General features: G+C 55.1%; 23 protein-coding genes. 22 read left to right on the top strand and 1 reads right to left on the bottom strand.

The features are described 5' to 3' along the window. Positions 1–9: 9 nt before the first annotated feature. The 19 genes from ABVN44_RS02285 (at position 10) to ldtA (ending at position 15,169) form a co-directional block, all read left to right on the top strand. Entirely contained in the window at positions 10–642 is a 633-nt protein-coding gene (locus ABVN44_RS02285) for a cobalt-precorrin-8 methylmutase (RefSeq protein ID WP_023214779.1), read from the top strand. Continuing rightward, a complete protein-coding gene (cbiD, locus tag ABVN44_RS02280) occupies positions 642–1,781 on the top strand; it encodes a cobalt-precorrin-5B (C(1))-methyltransferase CbiD (RefSeq protein WP_001292917.1) in 1,140 nt (379 codons plus the stop codon). Before ABVN44_RS02285 ends, cbiD begins: the two co-directional genes overlap by 1 nt. Continuing rightward, the gene (locus ABVN44_RS02275; protein WP_000958841.1) at positions 1,775–2,380 is read left to right on the top strand and encodes a cobalt-precorrin-7 (C(5))-methyltransferase; all 606 of its coding nucleotides are present in this window, start codon (positions 1,775–1,777) and stop codon (positions 2,378–2,380) included. Before cbiD ends, ABVN44_RS02275 begins: the two co-directional genes overlap by 7 nt. Beyond that, positions 2,370–2,948: a decarboxylating cobalt-precorrin-6B (C(15))-methyltransferase gene (locus tag ABVN44_RS02270; RefSeq protein ID WP_023231721.1), complete on the top strand. Its 579-nt coding sequence runs from the start codon at positions 2,370–2,372 to the stop codon at positions 2,946–2,948. Before ABVN44_RS02275 ends, ABVN44_RS02270 begins: the two co-directional genes overlap by 11 nt. Further along, the gene (locus tag ABVN44_RS02265) at positions 2,932–3,705 is read left to right on the top strand and encodes a cobalt-precorrin-4 methyltransferase (protein ID WP_000004867.1); all 774 of its coding nucleotides are present in this window, start codon (positions 2,932–2,934) and stop codon (positions 3,703–3,705) included. The genes ABVN44_RS02270 and ABVN44_RS02265 overlap by 17 nt, the downstream gene beginning before the upstream one ends. Further along, a complete protein-coding gene (gene cbiG / locus ABVN44_RS02260; RefSeq protein ID WP_048348871.1) occupies positions 3,686–4,741 on the top strand; it encodes a cobalt-precorrin 5A hydrolase in 1,056 nt (351 codons plus the stop codon). The genes ABVN44_RS02265 and cbiG overlap by 20 nt, the downstream gene beginning before the upstream one ends. Continuing rightward, positions 4,741–5,466 (top strand): precorrin-3B C(17)-methyltransferase, encoded by a 726-nt coding sequence (locus tag ABVN44_RS02255; protein ID WP_000953637.1) that lies wholly within the window; start codon positions 4,741–4,743, stop codon positions 5,464–5,466. Before cbiG ends, ABVN44_RS02255 begins: the two co-directional genes overlap by 1 nt. Further along, positions 5,463–6,254: a cobalt-precorrin-6A reductase gene (locus ABVN44_RS02250; protein ID WP_023231724.1), complete on the top strand. Its 792-nt coding sequence runs from the start codon at positions 5,463–5,465 to the stop codon at positions 6,252–6,254. Before ABVN44_RS02255 ends, ABVN44_RS02250 begins: the two co-directional genes overlap by 4 nt. Before the next feature lie 2 nt (positions 6,255–6,256). Then, positions 6,257–7,051, top strand: coding sequence for a sirohydrochlorin cobaltochelatase (locus ABVN44_RS02245; protein WP_023231725.1), 795 nt, complete (start codon positions 6,257–6,259; stop codon positions 7,049–7,051). Next, entirely contained in the window at positions 7,048–7,761 is a 714-nt protein-coding gene (locus ABVN44_RS02240; protein ID WP_001013552.1) for a cobalt-factor II C(20)-methyltransferase, read from the top strand. The genes ABVN44_RS02245 and ABVN44_RS02240 overlap by 4 nt, the downstream gene beginning before the upstream one ends. Then, the gene (gene cbiM, locus ABVN44_RS02235; RefSeq protein ID WP_000764336.1) at positions 7,758–8,495 is read left to right on the top strand and encodes a cobalt ECF transporter S component CbiM; all 738 of its coding nucleotides are present in this window, start codon (positions 7,758–7,760) and stop codon (positions 8,493–8,495) included. Before ABVN44_RS02240 ends, cbiM begins: the two co-directional genes overlap by 4 nt. 1 nt (position 8,496) lies before the next feature. Continuing rightward, a complete protein-coding gene (locus tag ABVN44_RS02230) occupies positions 8,497–8,778 on the top strand; it encodes an energy-coupling factor ABC transporter substrate-binding protein (RefSeq protein WP_000753212.1) in 282 nt (93 codons plus the stop codon). Next, positions 8,765–9,442, top strand: a complete 678-nt coding sequence (locus ABVN44_RS02225) for an energy-coupling factor ABC transporter transmembrane protein (RefSeq protein ID WP_000147137.1) — start codon at positions 8,765–8,767, stop codon at positions 9,440–9,442. The genes ABVN44_RS02230 and ABVN44_RS02225 overlap by 14 nt, the downstream gene beginning before the upstream one ends. Positions 9,443–9,450: 8 nt before the next feature. Continuing rightward, positions 9,451–10,266 carry an energy-coupling factor ABC transporter ATP-binding protein gene (locus ABVN44_RS02220; RefSeq protein ID WP_048348870.1) on the top strand — a complete coding sequence of 272 codons (816 nt, stop codon included), beginning with the start codon at positions 9,451–9,453 and terminating at the stop codon, positions 10,264–10,266. Continuing rightward, the gene (locus ABVN44_RS02215; RefSeq protein ID WP_001528462.1) at positions 10,263–11,783 is read left to right on the top strand and encodes a cobyric acid synthase; all 1,521 of its coding nucleotides are present in this window, start codon (positions 10,263–10,265) and stop codon (positions 11,781–11,783) included. The genes ABVN44_RS02220 and ABVN44_RS02215 overlap by 4 nt, the downstream gene beginning before the upstream one ends. Continuing rightward, on the top strand, positions 11,780–12,325 hold the full coding sequence (gene cobU / locus ABVN44_RS02210; protein ID WP_129339438.1) for a bifunctional adenosylcobinamide kinase/adenosylcobinamide-phosphate guanylyltransferase: 546 nt from the start codon (positions 11,780–11,782) through the stop codon (positions 12,323–12,325). Before ABVN44_RS02215 ends, cobU begins: the two co-directional genes overlap by 4 nt. After that, complete coding sequence (cobS, locus tag ABVN44_RS02205; RefSeq protein WP_000040003.1) at positions 12,322–13,065, top strand: adenosylcobinamide-GDP ribazoletransferase; 744 nt, start codon at positions 12,322–12,324, stop codon at positions 13,063–13,065. The genes cobU and cobS overlap by 4 nt, the downstream gene beginning before the upstream one ends. Before the next feature lie 26 nt (positions 13,066–13,091). Further along, on the top strand, positions 13,092–14,162 hold the full coding sequence (gene cobT, locus ABVN44_RS02200) for a nicotinate-nucleotide--dimethylbenzimidazole phosphoribosyltransferase (RefSeq protein WP_001193976.1): 1,071 nt from the start codon (positions 13,092–13,094) through the stop codon (positions 14,160–14,162). 77 nt (positions 14,163–14,239) lie between these two features. Next, a complete protein-coding gene (ldtA, locus tag ABVN44_RS02195) occupies positions 14,240–15,169 on the top strand; it encodes a L,D-transpeptidase (RefSeq protein WP_023195176.1) in 930 nt (309 codons plus the stop codon). A gap of 147 nt (positions 15,170–15,316) precedes the next feature. On the opposite strand, the gene ABVN44_RS02190 is transcribed toward ldtA, so the two are convergent. Further along, positions 15,317–15,502: an Arm DNA-binding domain-containing protein gene (locus tag ABVN44_RS02190; protein ID WP_023231728.1), complete on the bottom strand. Its 186-nt coding sequence runs from the start codon at positions 15,500–15,502 to the stop codon at positions 15,317–15,319. A gap of 413 nt (positions 15,503–15,915) precedes the next feature. Between ABVN44_RS02190 and ABVN44_RS02185 the strand changes: the two genes are divergently transcribed. Genes ABVN44_RS02185 through arsD form a run of 3 tightly spaced genes read left to right on the top strand, consistent with a single transcriptional unit; the run spans position 15,916 to position 17,159 of the window. Beyond that, positions 15,916–16,290 (top strand): helix-turn-helix transcriptional regulator, encoded by a 375-nt coding sequence (locus ABVN44_RS02185; protein WP_001041817.1) that lies wholly within the window; start codon positions 15,916–15,918, stop codon positions 16,288–16,290. Next, entirely contained in the window at positions 16,287–16,763 is a 477-nt protein-coding gene (locus ABVN44_RS02180; protein WP_001101540.1) for an arsenate reductase ArsC, read from the top strand. Before ABVN44_RS02185 ends, ABVN44_RS02180 begins: the two co-directional genes overlap by 4 nt. A gap of 33 nt (positions 16,764–16,796) precedes the next feature. After that, positions 16,797–17,159 carry an arsenite efflux transporter metallochaperone ArsD gene (gene arsD / locus ABVN44_RS02175; RefSeq protein ID WP_000849418.1) on the top strand — a complete coding sequence of 121 codons (363 nt, stop codon included), beginning with the start codon at positions 16,797–16,799 and terminating at the stop codon, positions 17,157–17,159. Positions 17,160–17,164: the final 5 nt, after the last annotated feature.

The following is a 17,164-nucleotide window of genomic DNA, read 5'->3' as shown; positions in this document are numbered from 1 at the left end:
GACGACAGTATGCATTATATCCAGCAGCCCCAAACCATTGAGGCCAACAGTTTCACCATTATTAGCGACATTATTCGCGAAACGCGTCCTGATTACCGTTTCGCCAGTCCGCTCCATGAGGCCATTATCAAGCGGGTTATTCATACCACCGCCGATTTCGACTGGCTGGACATTTTGTGGTTCTCTGCCGATGCGCTGGAGCAGCTTTGTGATGCGCTACGCCAACCGTGCATTATTTATACCGATACCACGATGGCGCTGTCCGGCATTAATAAAAGATTACTGGCGACGTTTGGCGGCGAGTGTCGCTGTTATATCAGCGATCCGCGCGTGGTGCGCGCCGCAAAAATGCAGGGGATTACCCGTTCAATGGCCGCCGTCGATATTGCTATCGCCGAGGAGGAGAAAAACAAGCTCTTTGTTTTCGGTAATGCGCCGACGGCCCTGTTCCGTTTGCTTGAACATAACGTGACGGTGAGCGGCGTGGTGGGCGTACCGGTAGGCTTTGTCGGCGCGGCGGAGTCCAAAGAGGCGCTCACCCATAGCCATTTCCCCGCGGTTGCCGCGTTAGGGCGTAAAGGCGGCAGTAACGTGGCTGCCGCTATCGTCAATGCGCTGCTCTATCACCTCCGGGAGGCCTGATGAGCGAGCTTTCTTTTGACGCGCCGGTCTGGCGCCACGGTAAAGCGTTACGTAAAGGATATACCACCGGTTCCTGCGCGACGGCGGCGGCAAAAGTCGCCGCGCTGATGGTATTGCGTCAACATCTGATTCATCAGGTCTCCATCGTCACGCCGTCGGGCGTCACGCTATGCCTGAACGTGGAGTCGCCGCACATTGAAGGCCAGCAGGCGATAGCCGCAATTCGTAAAGATGGCGGCGATGACGTGGATGCCACGCACGGAATGCTGATTTTTGCCCGCGTTACGCTCAACGACAGCGGTGAGATTACGCTCACTGGCGGCGAAGGTATTGGTACGGTAACGCGTAAAGGGATTGGATTGCCGCTCGGGAGCGCCGCCATCAATCGTACGCCGCGCCATACCATTGAGTCTGCAGTGCGCGAAGCGATAGGCCCGGCGCGTGGGGCCGATGTGGAGATTTTTGCCCCGGAAGGCGAAGCGCGGGCGCAAAAAACGTATAACTCGCGGCTTGGCATTCTTGGCGGCATTTCCATTATTGGCACTACCGGCATTGTGACGCCGATGTCGGAAGAAAGCTGGAAACGCTCGCTATCGCTGGAACTGGAGATCAAACGGGCGTCAGGATTAACGCGGGTGATACTCGTGCCGGGCAACCACGGCGAACGGTTTGTTCGCGAACAAATGGGCGTCGACACACAGGCAGTCGTCACCATGAGCAATTTTGTCGGCTACATGATTGAAGAGGCGGTACGGCTGGGATTTTGCCAGATAGTGCTGGTGGGGCATCCTGGAAAACTGATCAAAATCGCCGCCGGGATCTTTCATACCCATAGCCATATTGCCGATGCGCGCATGGAAACGCTGGTCGCGCATTTAGCTTTACTGGGCGCGCCGCTGGAGTTACTCACCCTGGTCAGCGATTGCGATACCACCGAAGCGGCAATGGAGCACATTGAAGCATATGGCTTCGGGCATATCTATAACCATCTTGCCAGGCGTATTTGTTTGCGAGTCATGCAGATGCTGCGTTTTACCAAAACGCCGCCTGTCTGCGACGCCATCCTGTTTTCTTTTGATAACCATATTCTCGGCAGTAATCGTCCCGTCGACGAGATTGCTAAGGAGCTGCAATGCTAACGGTCGTGGGAATGGGGCCCGCTGGACGGCATTTGATGACGCCTGCGGCGCTGGAAGCGATAGACCACGCCGATGCGCTGGCAGGCGGTAAACGCCATTTGGCGCAGTTTCCGGCGTTTGGCGGTGAACGATTTACGCTGGGCGCGGATATTGGCGCGTTGTTGTCCTGGATTGCCGCCCGTTGGGATAAAGGGATCGTGGTGCTGGCCTCCGGCGATCCGCTGTTTTATGGCATCGGTACACGCCTGGTGGCGCATTTTGGTATCGAACAGGTTCGCATTATCCCTGGCATCAGCGCCGTACAGTATCTGTGCGCACAGGCTGGGATTGATATGAATGACATGTGGTTGACCAGTAGCCACGGTCGTTGCGTCAGCTTCGAGCAGTTGGCGAACCATCGCAAAGTGGCGATGGTCACGGATGCCCGCTGCGGGCCGCGAGAAATCGCGCGGGAGCTGGTCGCGCGCGGTAAAGGGCATCGCTTAATGGTGATTGGTGAAAATCTGGCGATGGAAAATGAGCGGATCCACTGGCTACCCGTCAGTGCGGTCAACGCCGACTATGAAATGAATGCAGTGGTGATCCTGGATGAAAGATGAGCTTTTTCTGCGCGGCGAGAACGTGCCAATGACCAAAGAGGCAGTACGGGCGCTGGCACTGTCGAAACTTGAGCTCCACCGCGCCAGTCACCTGATTGACGTCGGGGCGGGAACGGGAAGCGTCTCAATTGAAGCGGCGCTGCAGTTTCCTTCGTTGCAGGTGACGGCTATCGAGCGTAATCCTGCCGCGCTAAGGCTGCTTGATGAGAATCGTCAGCGCTTTGCCTGCGGCAATATCGATATTCTCCCCGGCGAAGCGCCAATGACCATAACCGGGAAAGCCGATGCGGTGTTTATGGGCGGCAGCGGCGGGCATCTGACGGCGCTGATTGACTGGGCGATGGGTCATCTGCATCCCGGTGGCCGTCTGGTGATGACCTTTATCTTGCAGGAAAACCTTCATAGTGCGCTGGCGCATCTTGAGCTCATCGGCGCATGTCGAATGGACTGTGTACAGCTTCAGCTTTCATCGTTAACGCCGCTGGGGGCGGGACACTATTTCAAACCGAACAATCCTGTTTTTGTTATCGCCTGTCAGAAGGAAGAAAACCATGTCAGAGACATTTGATCCACGCTGTGTATGGTTCGTCGGCGCCGGGCCGGGCGATCGCGAGCTGATCACGCTTAAAGGCTACCGCCTGCTGCAACAGGCGCAGGTAGTTATCTATGCCGGTTCGCTGATCAATACCGAACTGCTGGATTACTGCCCCGCGCAGGCAGAACGCTATGACAGCGCCGAACTGCATCTTGAGCAGATTATCGAGCTGATGGCGGCGGGCGTGAAAGCGGGAAAAACGGTGGTGCGGTTGCAAACGGGCGATGTTTCGCTGTACGGCTCCGTGCGTGAGCAAGGCGAAGAGTTAACCCGCCGTGGTATTGATTGGCAGGTAGTGCCTGGCGTCAGCGCGTTTCTCGGCGCTGCGGCGGAGTTGGGTGTGGAATATACCGTACCGGAGGTATCGCAGAGTCTCATTATTACCCGTCTGGAAGGGCGTACGCCAGTACCGGCGCGCGAACAACTGGAGGCGTTCGCCAGTCACCAGACGTCGATGGCGATTTATCTCTCCGTTCAGCGTATTCATCGGGTGGCGGAACGTCTCATTGCCGGCGGTTATCCGGCAGCTACGCCTGTCGCGGTCATCTATAAGGCTACCTGGCCGGAAAGTCAGACCGTTCGCGGCACGTTAGCGGATATTAGCGACAAAGTACGTGATGCTGGCATCCGTAAGACGGCGCTAATCCTGGTCGGGAATTTTCTGGGTAAGGAGTATCACTACTCAAGACTTTATGCAGCGGACTTTAGCCATGAATACCGTAAAGCCTGAATCCATTGCGTTGTTTTGCCTGACGCCCGGCGGCGTGGCGTTGGCAAAAAGACTCGCCGCGATGCTGCCGTTAACCTGCTTTACCAGTGAAAAACTGCGGGAAGAGGGATTTATTCCCTTCGATGGCGGATTCGCTAATACCGCCCGGCAGGCTTTTACCACTTATACCGCGCTTATTTTTATCGGCGCGACCGGCATTGCCGTTCGTGTCCTGGCGCCGTTAGTGAACGACAAGTTCAGCGATCCGGCGGTGGTCGTCATTGATGAACGTGGTCAGCATGTCATTAGCCTGCTTTCCGGTCATGCGGGCGGGGCCAATGCCTTGACGCGCTACCTGGCAGGAATGTTAGGCGCCGATCCGGTGATTACCACGGCAACGGATGTCAATGAGATGTCCGCGTTGGACACCTTAGCTTTCCAGCTTAACGCCCGCATGTCCGATCTTCGAACGGCGGTAAAAACCGTTAACCAGATGTTGGTCAGTCATCAACGTGTGGGGTTATGGTGGGATGCGGAACTAACGGAAGAGATCGGCCAGTGTGATATTCGCGGTTTTATCCCTGTTGATGATTTGCAGCGGTTGCCTGAACTGGATGCGCTTATCTGCGTCTCTTTGCGTAATGACCTCCCTGAGCTTCCCGTACTGCACTGGAAACTGGTGCCCCAGCGCGTGGTGGCGGGAATTGGCTGTCGCCGCGATACGCCATTTCCCCTGTTAGCGACATTACTGGCGCGCCAGCTTGAAGCGCAGAAACTCGATCCGCTGGCGTTAAAAGCGATTGGCAGCGTCACGCTCAAAAAAGGGGAGCCGGGGCTTATTCAGCTCGCCTCCTGCTGCCGCGTGCCTTTTAAAACCTTTACCGCCGAAGCGTTGCGCGAATTCGAACACCATTTTCCCGGTTCTGGCTTCGTCAGAAAAACGGTGGGCGTTGGCAGCGTATCCGGCCCGGCTGCGTGGTTATTAAGCCAGGGAAAATTGTTAGGCGAGACCCTGCGAGAACAGGGCGTCACTATTACTTTGGGAGTTGCACACTGATGTTGAGCGTAATTGGTATTGGCCCCGGTTCGCAGGCAATGATGACGATGGAGGCGATTGAGGCGCTTCAGGCGGCGGAAATCGTCGTGGGCTACAAAACCTATACCCATCTGGTTAAAGCATTCACCGGCGACAAACAGGTGATCAAGACCGGCATGTGTAAGGAAATTGAACGCTGCCAGGCGGCTATTGAACTGGCGCAGGCCGGGCATAACGTAGCGCTCATCAGCAGCGGGGATGCGGGAATTTACGGCATGGCGGGTCTGGTGCTGGAACTGGTCGGCAAGCAAAAACTGGACGTCGAGGTGCGGCTCATTCCTGGCATGACCGCCAGCATCGCCGCCGCCTCTTTACTGGGCGCGCCGTTGATGCATGACTTCTGTCATATCAGCCTCAGCGACCTGCTGACCCCGTGGCCGGTGATTGAAAAACGCATCGTTGCCGCCGGAGAGGCAGACTTTGTTATCTGTTTTTACAACCCGCGCAGCCGCGGGCGCGAAGGGCATCTGGCGCGCGCGTTTGACCTGCTTGCCGCCAGTAAAAGCGCGCAAACGCCGGTTGGCGTGGTGAAATCCGCCGGACGTAAGAAAGAGGAAAAATGGCTGACTACGCTCGGCGATATGGATTTTGAACCGGTAGATATGACCAGTCTGGTCATCGTTGGTAATAAAACGACCTATGTTCAGGATGGGCTGATGATAACGCCGCGAGGTTACACGTTGTGAATGAGGGGGAGGTGCTGGTGGTGGGCGGCACCAGCGATGCGCGCGCGTTATGCCGACAACTGGATGCGGCGAACGTCGCGTACACCTTATCCGTGGCGACGCCAGCCGGAAAAACGCTGGCGGGCGACATTAAAGGGCAGGTGCGCTGTGGTCGTCTGGAGTACGGGCAGATGGTCGCCTGGCTAAAAGAAAACCGTACTCGTTGGGTAATAGATGCATCGCATCCTTATGCAGAAATGGTCAGCCATAACCTCCTTCGCGCCTGTGAAACGGCGGGCGTGTTGTTAAGTCGTTATCAGCGTCCGGAGCAGCTTAGCAATCTGACGCATCCGCTTCTCTATACGGCGCGCAGTATTGCCGATGCCTGCGAGATAGCGAGGCGTTTTGGTCCGCGCGTGTTACTGACGACCGGTAGTAAAGATCTGGCCGCCTGGCGTGCCGGGCTGGCGGAAAAAACGTTGCTGGCGCGCGTACTGCCCGTGGCGGAGGTGATTCAACGCTGCAGCGAACTGGGGTTCGGCGTTGGAGAAATTTTCGCACTGTGTGGGCCGTTCAGCGCTGATTTTAACGCCGCGTTTTACCACCAGTGCCGGGCCGACGTAGTCATTACCAAAGCGTCCGGCGCGGAGGGGGGATATCAGGAAAAAGTTCAGCCCTGTCTGGATGCGGGCATTCCCTGCATCGTTATTGCGCGCCCGACGCCGCTTGTGACGGGTGATGAGTTACTGGAAAGCCAGGCCGCCTTTGCGCAGCGTTTATCGCGCTGGCTGGCCACAGCTAAGGAGTAAAAATGAAAAAAGCGCTTCTGGTAGTCAGTTTTGGCACCAGCTATCACGACACCTGTGAAAAAAACATTGTGGCGTGCGAACGTGATCTGGCGGCGTCCTGTCCCGATCGCGACCTGTTTCGCGCCTTCACTTCCGGAATGATCATTCGCAAGCTTCGCCAGCGTGACGGTATCGACATCGATACGCCATTACAGGCTTTGCAAAAGCTTGCCGCACAGGGATATCAGGACGTGGCGATTCAGTCGTTGCACATTATTAACGGCGACGAATATGAAAAAATTGTCCGTGAAGTACAACTCTTGCGTCCGTTATTCACTCGCCTGGCGCTGGGCGTACCGCTGCTGAGCAGCCATAACGATTATGTGCAGCTAATGCAGGCGTTGCGACAACAGATGCCATCGCTCAGACAAACGGAGAAAGTCGTTTTTATGGGCCACGGCGCCAGCCATCACGCATTCGCAGCTTATGCCTGTCTCGATCATATGATGACCGCGCAGCGCTTCCCGGCGCGCGTCGGCGCCGTAGAAAGCTACCCGGAGGTCGACATCCTGATCGACAGCCTGCGTGACGAAGGCGTCACCGGCGTACATTTGATGCCATTAATGCTGGTGGCGGGCGATCACGCCATTAATGATATGGCTTCAGACGACGGCGACTCATGGAAAATGCGCTTTAACGCGGCGGGCATTCCGGCGACGCCGTGGCTGAGCGGGCTGGGAGAAAACCCGGCTATCCGGGCGATGTTTGTCGCGCATTTGCACCAGGCGCTGAACATGGCGGTAGAGGAGGCGGCATGAACGGTAAATTATACGCATTAAGTACCGGGCCAGGCGCGCCCGACCTGATAACCGTCCGCGCAGCGCGGATTCTTGGCTCGCTGGACATTCTGTATGCGCCCGCCGGTCGTAAGGGGGGCGATAGTCTGGCGCTGTCGATTGTGCGCGACTATCTCGGCGAGCAGACGGAAGTACGTTGTTGCCATTTCCCTATGAGCGCTGACGGCGCCGAGAAAGAAGCGGTCTGGAACGAGGTTGCCGCCGCGCTTACTGCAGAGGTGGAAGCGGGTAAACAGGTCGGTTTTATTACCCTGGGCGATGCGATGCTATTCAGTACCTGGATTTTTTTACTCCAGCGAATCGGCTGCCCGGAGTGGCTGGAGATTGTCCCCGGCGTCACGTCCTTCGCCGCGATAGCCGCCCGCGCGAAAATGCCGCTCGCCATAGAACGGCAATCGCTGGCGGTTATTTCTTGTACCGCGCCGGAAGCGGAAATAGCCCAGGCGCTACAACAGCATGATAGCCTGGTGCTGATGAAAGTGTATGGCCGGTTCGCTCGTATTAAAGCGTTGCTGGCGCAGGCTGGCCTGCTGGAATGCGCCTTAATGATGTCCGAGGCCACGCTGCCCGGCGAGCAGTGCTGGCGCCATCTCCACGAGGTCAACGATGATCGACCGTTGCCCTATTTTTCGACCATTCTGGTCAATAAACAGTGGGAGTATGCAGAATGAAACTTGAACAGCAGCTTCGACAGTTGTCTTTCAGTGGACTGGCTGCAGCGCTATTGCTGATGGTTGTCCCGCAACAGGCGTTTGCGATGCATATCATGGAGGGCTTTTTACCGCCAGTGTGGGCGCTGGCTTGGTGGTTACTGTTTTTACCCTGCTTGTGGTATGGGCTGGTGCGCTTACGGCGTATTGTGCAGGAGGATAATCATCAGAAGGTACTGCTGGCGCTGTGCGGCGCGTTTATTTTTGTCCTGTCCGCGCTCAAAATTCCGTCGGTAACGGGGAGTTGTTCACATCCGACCGGCGTTGGTCTGGCGGTTATCTTGTTCGGGCCCGGGGTGGTGGCGATTCTCGGCGCGGTTGTGCTGTTGTTTCAGGCGCTATTGCTGGCGCACGGCGGCCTGACGACGCTTGGCGCAAATGGAATGTCGATGGCGGTGATTGGCCCGGTTGTCGGTTATCTGGTGTGGAAAATGGCCTGCCGTGCCGGACTGCGCCGTGATGTCGCCGTTTTTCTGTGCGCGATGCTGGCGGATTTGGCGACCTATTTTGTGACTTCAGTCCAGCTTGGCGTTGCGTTTCCCGATCCCCATGCCGGAGCGACAGGGTCTGTTGTGAAGTTTATGGGGATTTTCTGCCTCACACAGATTCCTGTCGCCATTGCCGAAGGTTTATTAACCGTCATGATTTATGACCAGTTAACCAAACGGCAAGTGATTACCGTACAAGGACATTAAAATGAAAAAAACGTTGATGTTGTTAGCGATGGTGGTGGCGCTGGTGATTCTGCCGTTTTTTATTAACCATGGCGGTGAATATGGCGGTTCAGACGGCGAAGCGGAAAGCCAGATTCAGGCTATTGCGCCGCAGTATAAACCCTGGTTTCAGCCGTTATATGAACCTGCCAGCGGTGAAATTGAAAGCCTGCTGTTTACCCTTCAGGGCTCTCTTGGCGCGGCGGTGATTTTTTATATCCTGGGGTATTGCAAAGGTAAACAACGCCGTGATGACCGGGCTTGATCGACTCAGCTATCAAAGCCGCTGGGCACACGTTGCGCCGCAGCGCAAGTTTTTGCTGTGGCTGGCGATGATGATACTGGCGTTTGTTCTGCCGCCTGTAGGGCAGGGCATTGAGCTGCTGATCATTGCCGGATTGAGCTGTTGGCTATTGCGCATATCCCTCTGGCGCTGGTGTCGATGGATGGCGATACCTTTTGGATTTTTGTTGGTCGGCGTGATAACGATTATCTTCAGCATCAGCCGCGAGCCGCAAATGCTGCTGGCTGGCATATCTGTTGGGCCGTACTGGATCGGGATTACCCGTGCGGGCGTGGTTACGGCGAATGAAACGTTCTGGCGTAGCCTGACGGCGCTGTCCGCGACGTTGTGGCTGGTGATGAACCTACCGTTTCCGCAGTTAATTAGCTTGCTTAAGCGCGCGCATATTCCACGCCTGCTTACCGAGCAAATCCTGTTAACGTGGCGCTTTCTCTTTATTCTTCTGGATGAGGCGGTGGCAATCCGTCGTGCGCAAACGCTGCGTTTTGGTTATTGCAGCCTGCCGAACGGCTATCGATCTCTGGCGATGCTGGCTGGACTCCTGTTTACGCGGGTGTTAATGCGTTATCAGCAAATGACCACCACGCTGGATATCAAACTGTATCAGGGTGATTTTCACCTGTAAGGACTATTATGCTTGCCACTTCAGACCTGTGGTTTCGTTATCAGAATGAGCCGGTACTTAAAGGGTTAAATCTGGATTTTTCGCTTTCGCCTGTTACCGGTTTGGTGGGCGCGAACGGCTGTGGGAAGTCTACGCTTTTTATGAACCTGAGCGGCTTGTTGCGTCCGCAAAAAGGGGCCGTGTTGTGGCAGGGAAAACCGCTGGATTACAGCAAGCGCGGACTACTGGCGCTGCGCCAGCAAGTTGCGACGGTTTTTCAGGACCCTGAACAGCAGATTTTTTATACTGATATCGATAGCGATATTGCATTTAGTTTACGTAATTTGGGGGTGCCGGAGGCGGAAATCACGCGCCGCGTCGACGAGGCGCTAACGCTGGTTGACGCCCAACATTTTCGCCATCAGCCCATTCAGTGTTTGAGTCATGGGCAAAAAAAACGTGTGGCTATCGCCGGAGCGCTGGTGCTACAGGCGCGCTATCTATTGCTGGATGAACCCACTGCTGGTCTCGATCCCGCAGGGCGCACTCAGATGATTGCTATCATCAGGCGGATTGTGGCGCAGGGCAATCATGTCATTATCTCCAGCCATGATATCGATCTTATTTATGAAATTAGCGATGCCGTATACGTATTACGCCAGGGCCAGATCCTGACGCATGGCGTGCCTGGCGAGGTTTTCGCGTGTACGGAAGCGATGGAACAAGCGGGGCTAACCCAGCCCTGGCTGGTCAAACTTCATACTCAACTGGGACTGCCGCTGTGTAAAACAGAAACGGAGTTTTTTCATCGAATGCAAAAGTGCGCATTCAGGGAGGCGTCATGACGCAGGCAGTTATGTTGCAGGGGACGGCATCCGACGTCGGCAAAAGTGTGCTGGCGGCGGGTTTATGCCGCATTTTTTATCAGGATGGTCTGCGTACCGCGCCGTTTAAATCGCAAAATATGGCGCTTAATTCTGGTATTACGCCGGATGGTAAAGAGATGGGGCGGGCGCAAATTTTTCAGGCGGAAGCCGCGGGGATCACGCCAGATGTGCGTATGAACCCGGTGCTGCTCAAACCGACCAGCGATCGCCAGGCGCAGGTCGTGCTGATGGGGAAAGTGGCGACCAATATGGATGCGGTTAGTTACCATGACTATAAACCGCGTTTGCGTGAGCAAATCCTTGCGGTCTATAACAGCCTGGCGCAGGAATATGACGTTATTGTGCTGGAAGGCGCCGGAAGCCCGGCGGAAATCAATCTGCGCGATCGCGATATCGTCAATATGGGAATGGCGGAAATGGCCCAGTGTCCGGTTATTCTGGTGGCGGATATCGACCGGGGCGGCGTATTCGCCGCTATTTATGGCACGCTGGCGCTGCTGCATAAACAGGAGCGTGACAGAGTAAAGGGCGTCATTATCAACAAATTCCGCGGCGACGTGGCGCTACTCTATTCCGGTATCGAACAAATCGAATCGCTTACCGGCGTCCCGGTTCTGGGGGTGATGCCGTGGCTGGATGTGGATCTGGAAGATGAAGATGGCGTCGCGCTGCAAAACGATAAATATCGCGGTAACGCCCCCCGTGATATCACTATTGCCATTGTGCAACTGCCACATATTTCTAACTTTACGGATTTTAACGCTCTGGCGGCGCAGCCGGATGTGCGCATACGCTATATTCGCCGCCCGGAAGCGTTGACTGACGTTGATCTGGTGATCCTGCCGGGCAGTAAGAATACGCTGAGCGACCTCGCCTGGCTGCGCGAAAGCGGGATGGCGGATGCGGTATTGCAGACACATCGGCAGGGCGTGCCGGTGATGGGAATTTGCGGCGGCTACCAGATGCTGGGCGACACCATTGTGGATGAGGTGGAGTCGGGGCTGGGTACGCAGCCGGGCCTGGGGCTGCTTAATACGATCACTCGCTTTGCACAGGATAAAACCACGACGCAGGTTAACGCGACAATGTCAGGCGAGCTGCCCGGCTGGCTGGCTGCCGCGGCGGGGCTACCGGTACGCGGTTATGAAATTCACATGGGGGAAACGGTGCTACAGGAAGGATGCTGTACGGCCATGACGTTACAGAAAAATGGATGCTCTGTGGCGGATGGCGCGGTCACCGCCGACGGACTGGCGTTTGGCACTTACCTTCACGGCCTGTTTGACAGCGATGCGTTTACCCGTGCGGTGGTCAATGGGTTACGGGCGCGAAAAGGACTTGCGCCGTGGGAAACGACTTTTTGTTATGCGGAGCATAAAGCGCGGCAATTTGATCTGCTGGCGGAAGCGATGCGGCAACATATTGATATTGATAAAATTTATACCATCATGCAACAACATCAGGAGCCGGTATGATGATTCTGGTGACGGGCGGGGCGCGTAGTGGTAAAAGCCGTCATGCTGAAGCCTTAATTGGCGATGCGCCGCAGGTACTGTATATCGCCACCTCGCAGATTCTTGATGACGAGATGGCGGCGAGAATTCAGCATCATAAAGATGGCAGGCCGGCACACTGGCGGACCGCAGAATGCTGGCGGCATCTTGATACGTTGATTACCGCGGATCTTGCCCCTGACGACGCGATTTTGCTGGAATGTATTACCACCATGGTGACGAATCTGCTGTTTGCGCTGGGAGGCGAAAACGATCCCGAGCAGTGGGATTATGCGGCGATGGAGCGCGCCATTGACGATGAAATTCAGATTTTAATTGCAGCCTGCCAGCGCTGCCCGGCGAAAGTGGTACTGGTGACAAATGAGGTGGGAATGGGGATCGTCCCGGAAAACCGTCTGGCGCGCCATTTTCGTGATATTGCCGGTCGGGCCAACCAACGACTGGCGGCAGCGGCGGATGAGGTCTGGCTGGTAGTCTCAGGTATTGGAGTCAAAATTAAATGAGTAAGCTGTTTTGGGCCATGCTCGCTTTTATTAGCCGCTTGCCCGTGCCGTCACGCTGGTCGCAGGGACTGGATTTCGAGCAGTATTCGCGTGGGATCGTGATGTTTCCCTTTATCGGGTTGATTCTGGGGGGCGTAAGCGGCCTGATTTTCATCCTCCTGCAATCCTGGTGCGGTATTCCGCTAGCGGCGTTGTTCTGTATTCTGGCGCTGGCGCTGCTGACCGGTGGTTTTCACCTGGATGGGTTGGCCGATACCTGCGATGGTATTTTTTCCGCGCGCCGCCGTGAGCGAATGCTGGAGATTATGCGTGATAGTCGTCTGGGAACCCATGGCGGGCTGGCGCTTATTTTTGTGCTACTGGCAAAAATTCTGGTGGTCAGCGAACTGGCGTTACGTGGAACGCCAATGTTGGCGGCGCTGGCAGCAGCCTGTGCGGCTGGGCGCGGCAGCGCCGTTTTATTGATGTACCGTCATCGCTACGCCCGTGAAGAGGGGCTTGGCAATGTATTTATCGGTAAAGTCAGCGGACGGCAAACCTGCATTACTCTGGGATTGGCGATAATCATCGCCACGGTATTACTGCCTGGTATGCAAGGACTGGCCGCAATGGTGGTCACATGCGCGGCGATTTTCATCCTTGGCCAGTTGCTTAAACGTACGCTTGGCGGTCAAACCGGCGATACGCTGGGCGCGGCGATCGAACTTGGCGAATTGATCTTTCTGCTGGCTCTGTTATGAGCCGATTATTACGGACGAGACATCTTATGCAGACACTACACGCTTTACTCCGTGACATTCCTGCGCCGGACGCCGAGGCGATGGCGCGTGCGCAGCAACATATTGACGGGCTGCTCAAACCGCCGGGCAGCCTGGGCAGACTGGAAACCTTAGCCGTTCAGCTCGCGGGAATGCCGGGTCTTAACGGTACGCCGCAGGTAGGTGAAAAGGCGGTACTGGTGATGTGCGCCGACCATGGCGTCTGGGATGAAGGCGTAGCGGTTTCGCCCAAAATCGTGACGGCGATTCAGGCGGCGAATATGACGCGGGGAACAACCGGCGTATGTGTGCTTGCCGCTCAGGCCGGTGCGAAGGTGCATGTCATTGATGTCGGTATTGATGCCGAACCTATTCCTGGCGTAGTTGATATGCGCGTCGCGCGCGGCTGCGGAAATATTGCCGTTGGCCCGGCGATGAGTCGCTCGCAGGCTGAGGCGCTTTTGCTGGAGGTTTCCCGCTACACCTGCGACCTGGCGCAACGCGGCGTGACCTTATTTGGCGTAGGGGAGCTGGGAATGGCGAACACTACGCCAGCCGCCGCGATGGTCAGCGTTTTTACAGGAAGTGATGCAAAAGAGGTGGTGGGGATTGGCGCGAATCTTCCGCCTTCCCGCATCGATAATAAAGTGGACGTCGTGCGGCGGGCGATTGCGATTAATCAGCCCAATCCGCGCGATGGCATTGATGTGTTGTCGAAGGTGGGTGGTTTCGATCTGGTCGGGATGACCGGCGTGATGCTTGGCGCGGCAAGGTGTGGCTTACCCGTATTGCTGGATGGTTTTCTTTCCTACTCGGCAGCGCTGGCGGCCTGTCAGATTGCGCCTGCCGTGAGACCTTATCTGATCCCGTCGCACTTTTCGGCGGAAAAGGGCGCCCGCATCGCGCTCGCGCATTTGTCTATGGAACCCTATTTGCATATGGCGATGCGGTTAGGTGAAGGAAGCGGCGCGGCGCTGGCGATGCCGATCGTGGAAGCCGCGTGCGCCATGTTCCACAATATGGGGGAGTTAGCGGCCAGTAATATTGTCCTGCCGGAGGGGAACGCAAACGCAACATAACCCGGGCGCACAACACCAGCCATGTGAGAAAAAAGCTATACTTAACGCACACCTGCCGCGACAAAGGAAGGGATATAATGCGTCGTATCACACCTTTTTTTCCGTTTTTCGTCTTGTTGGTAAGCCATTTCTCGCTGGCTATAAGCTATCCGTTGCCGCCCGAAGGCAGTCGTCTGGTAGGACAGCCTGTCACAATCGCCGTACCGCAGAACAATACTCAGCCCTTAGAGTCATTTGCCGCCCGCTACGGTCAGGGACTGAGTAATATGCTTGAAGCGAATCCCGGCGTGGATGTGTTTTTACCTCAGTCTGGTTCCACACTGGTGGTGCCGCAGCAGTTGATTCTGCCTGACACCGTTCGTGAAGGTATTGTGGTAAACGTCGCCGAGATGCGCCTTTATTATTATCCCGCAGGCACGAATACGGTTGAGGTGCTACCCATTGGTATTGGTCAGGCTGGCCGTGAAACGCCGCGCAACTGGGTAACTGCGGTTGAACGCAAACAAGATGGCCCGGTTTGGGTGCCAACGGCTAATACGCGTCGGGAATATGCTAAAGAGGGAAAAACGCTGCCCGCGATGGTGCCTGCGGGGCCGGATAACCCTATGGGGCTATACGCAATATATATCGGCAGGTTATATGCCATCCATGGCACTAATGCTAACTTTGGCATTGGCCTTCGCGTCAGTCAGGGCTGTATCCGTTTACGCAATGACGATATTAAATATTTATTCGACCATGTTCCTGTAGGAACCCGCGTTCAGATTATCGACAGGCCCGTTAAATTTTCGGTAGAGCCGGATGGCAGTCGTTGGCTGGAAGTACACGAACCGCTTTCTCGTAACCGTGCTGAATTTGAGTCAGACAAAAAAGTTCCATTGCCCGTTACGCCAGTGCTGCGCACGTTTATCAAAGGGGATAACGTTGATACTTCGCGGGTTAATGAGGTGCTGGAGCGCCGTTCCGGAATGCCGGTCAACATTAGCGCGGGCAGGTCTGGCCTTTAAATATCCTGCCACATTGCTGGTTTTCATGGGCTGGAGCATCTGTATTAGTAGTGAGTGTCATGGCAGGGGCTCCATTTCTCAGCGAACCGCGAGCCCTCCGATTAAGCTCAAGTCATAAATCTTTTCTCCGGCATCGCCGGAGGTTTTTCATATGCGTCTGCAAGGCTCTCTTATCCACCGCGCCGAGTATTCTTTTCGGTCGAAATGATATTTGAGATACCAGAGGCGGGAACCGCCCGGATTGATAAGCAGATACAGACCGTGAGAAGCGGTCAGTTTAAAGGGAGTTGGTGAAGGTTTAGTAGCGCGGATTTTACTGTCAGTAAGGGGCATGTGGTGGTCACTCCTTTATCGAACTGAAATGACCCCAAATCAGACCACCAATTTGTCCCGATGCGGAGAGATAAATCAATATGCACTGAGGCAGTTTTCTACGCTAACTCTCTGAATCAAAATACTATTGAGACATGCTGAGATGCCTGAAAACAGGAATTTGGCTCCTCTGACTGGGTGCGTTTTTTATCTCATTGAATAATAAAATATTTATTTTCTAAATTCAAAATAAGGCCCTTATAAAAGCCCCGATCGTAATGATGCACTAAGAATGTGATTTTTATCACATTTTAAAAGTGGGATTATTTCCCCCCATCTTGCCATTTCCACTAGATATTATTAACGGATACTTGAATTAATTCGATTATTCAATAATGATTGAAATATTGAATCATAGAGGGCTGCCCCACATTATGAACAAACAAACTGCCACAACCATCTTTGAATCCCTCTCCTCCGGCGTGCGTCTGGATGTATATCGCCTACTGATCAAAATGGGTACCGAGGGCATGGTTGCCGGGGAGATCGCTTCAACGCTGGATATCCCGCCGACTAACTTATCGTTTCATTTAAAGGCGCTGACGCAAGCCGGGATGCTGACGGTAGAACAGGAAGGTCGTTACCAGCGTTATCGTGCCAACATCCCACTGATGCTGGATTTAATCGGCTGGCTGACCGAGGAGTGCTGCTCAGGCCACCCGGAACAATGCGCAGGTTTTCGTTCGGCTTCTTCCTGCTCAGAAGCCGTTTTACCCCCACTCAACACCACGAAAAAGAGTAAATCATGAACGTACTTTTTCTCTGTACCGGCAACTCCTGCCGTTCCGTGCTGGCCGAAGCCACGTTTAACCATCTGGCTCCTGCCGGATGGCGCGCCATGAGCGCAGGCAGTCACCCGGCGGGTTACGTACATCCCCGAGCACTGGCGTTGTTGGCGCGGGAAGGCATTTCAACAGAAGGCTATTTCAGCAAATCGTGGAACGATCTGCCGCAGACGCCGGATATTGTCGTGACAGTCTGTTCAAACGCTGCCGGAGAAACCTGTCCGGCCTGGCTCGGTAACGTGATGCGTACCCATTGGGGCGTTGACGATCCGGCTCATGCTACCGGTAGCGATGCCGAAATCGATGCGGCTTTTGTCACTGCTTACCAGACATTACGTGCGCGTATTGAAGCCTTTCTGGCGCTACCGCTGAATGAATTACTGCACGATCGCGCTCGTCTGAAAGTCGAACTGGATCGTATTGGCGAAATTTTTTAACGACCTGTATTTCAATAATTGATGGAGAGTCAAATGAAGACGATTCAGATTTTCGATCCCGCTTTATGCTGTTCTTCCGGTGTCTGTGGACCGGAAACCGATCCGGCGCTGGTCGCGTTTGCCGCTGATTTTGAGTGGGCCAGAACGCAGGGCGTCAATATTGAGCGTTTCAATCTGGCACAGCAACCATTGCTCTTCGCACAGAACGAAATCGTTAAAGGCTTTCTGGCCCGTTCCGGCAAAGAGGCGCTACCGCTGATTCTGGTGGATGGTGAAGTCGCACTGGCTGGTCGTTACCCTCGCAGAGAGGAACTGGCGCGCTGGATGGGGCTTACCGTCTATTCGAGTTTTACGCCAGCGACTTCCTCCTGTTGCGGTGGCGATAAGTGCTGCTGATGGAC

Origin of the sequence: Salmonella sp. SJTUF15570, from assembly GCF_043357055.1 — a bacterium.
Taxonomy (GTDB): Bacteria; Pseudomonadota; Gammaproteobacteria; order Enterobacterales; family Enterobacteriaceae; genus Salmonella; species Salmonella enterica.
Note: the sequence above shows the minus strand (reverse complement) of the source record. Positions and strands in the feature narration are given on the sequence as shown.

What these genes read in the sequence shown, in the direction of transcription:
- ABVN44_RS02215 (WP_001528462.1), top strand. Translation starts at nt 10,263, where the DNA reads ATGACGCAGGCAGTTATGTTGCAGGGGACGGCATCCGACGTCGGCAAA.
- ABVN44_RS02270 (WP_023231721.1), top strand. Translation starts at nt 2,370, where the DNA reads ATGAAAGATGAGCTTTTTCTGCGCGGCGAGAACGTGCCAATGACCAAA.
- ABVN44_RS02285 (WP_023214779.1), top strand. Translation starts at nt 10, where the DNA reads ATGCATTATATCCAGCAGCCCCAAACCATTGAGGCCAACAGTTTCACC.
- ABVN44_RS02185 (WP_001041817.1), top strand. Translation starts at nt 15,916, where the DNA reads ATGAACAAACAAACTGCCACAACCATCTTTGAATCCCTCTCCTCCGGC.
- cbiM (WP_000764336.1), top strand. Translation starts at nt 7,758, where the DNA reads ATGAAACTTGAACAGCAGCTTCGACAGTTGTCTTTCAGTGGACTGGCT.
- ABVN44_RS02245 (WP_023231725.1), top strand. Translation starts at nt 6,257, where the DNA reads ATGAAAAAAGCGCTTCTGGTAGTCAGTTTTGGCACCAGCTATCACGAC.
- cbiG (WP_048348871.1), top strand. Translation starts at nt 3,686, where the DNA reads ATGAATACCGTAAAGCCTGAATCCATTGCGTTGTTTTGCCTGACGCCC.
- ABVN44_RS02220 (WP_048348870.1), top strand. Translation starts at nt 9,451, where the DNA reads ATGCTTGCCACTTCAGACCTGTGGTTTCGTTATCAGAATGAGCCGGTA.
- ABVN44_RS02190 (WP_023231728.1), bottom strand. Translation starts at nt 15,502, where the DNA reads ATGCCCCTTACTGACAGTAAAATCCGCGCTACTAAACCTTCACCAACT.
- cbiD (WP_001292917.1), top strand. Translation starts at nt 642, where the DNA reads ATGAGCGAGCTTTCTTTTGACGCGCCGGTCTGGCGCCACGGTAAAGCG.
- ABVN44_RS02225 (WP_000147137.1), top strand. Translation starts at nt 8,765, where the DNA reads ATGACCGGGCTTGATCGACTCAGCTATCAAAGCCGCTGGGCACACGTT.
- cobT (WP_001193976.1), top strand. Translation starts at nt 13,092, where the DNA reads ATGCAGACACTACACGCTTTACTCCGTGACATTCCTGCGCCGGACGCC.
- ABVN44_RS02255 (WP_000953637.1), top strand. Translation starts at nt 4,741, where the DNA reads ATGTTGAGCGTAATTGGTATTGGCCCCGGTTCGCAGGCAATGATGACG.
- ABVN44_RS02265 (WP_000004867.1), top strand. Translation starts at nt 2,932, where the DNA reads ATGTCAGAGACATTTGATCCACGCTGTGTATGGTTCGTCGGCGCCGGG.
- ABVN44_RS02180 (WP_001101540.1), top strand. Translation starts at nt 16,287, where the DNA reads ATGAACGTACTTTTTCTCTGTACCGGCAACTCCTGCCGTTCCGTGCTG.
- ABVN44_RS02230 (WP_000753212.1), top strand. Translation starts at nt 8,497, where the DNA reads ATGAAAAAAACGTTGATGTTGTTAGCGATGGTGGTGGCGCTGGTGATT.
- ABVN44_RS02275 (WP_000958841.1), top strand. Translation starts at nt 1,775, where the DNA reads ATGCTAACGGTCGTGGGAATGGGGCCCGCTGGACGGCATTTGATGACG.
- arsD (WP_000849418.1), top strand. Translation starts at nt 16,797, where the DNA reads ATGAAGACGATTCAGATTTTCGATCCCGCTTTATGCTGTTCTTCCGGT.
- ABVN44_RS02240 (WP_001013552.1), top strand. Translation starts at nt 7,048, where the DNA reads ATGAACGGTAAATTATACGCATTAAGTACCGGGCCAGGCGCGCCCGAC.
- cobS (WP_000040003.1), top strand. Translation starts at nt 12,322, where the DNA reads ATGAGTAAGCTGTTTTGGGCCATGCTCGCTTTTATTAGCCGCTTGCCC.
- cobU (WP_129339438.1), top strand. Translation starts at nt 11,780, where the DNA reads ATGATGATTCTGGTGACGGGCGGGGCGCGTAGTGGTAAAAGCCGTCAT.
- ldtA (WP_023195176.1), top strand. Translation starts at nt 14,240, where the DNA reads ATGCGTCGTATCACACCTTTTTTTCCGTTTTTCGTCTTGTTGGTAAGC.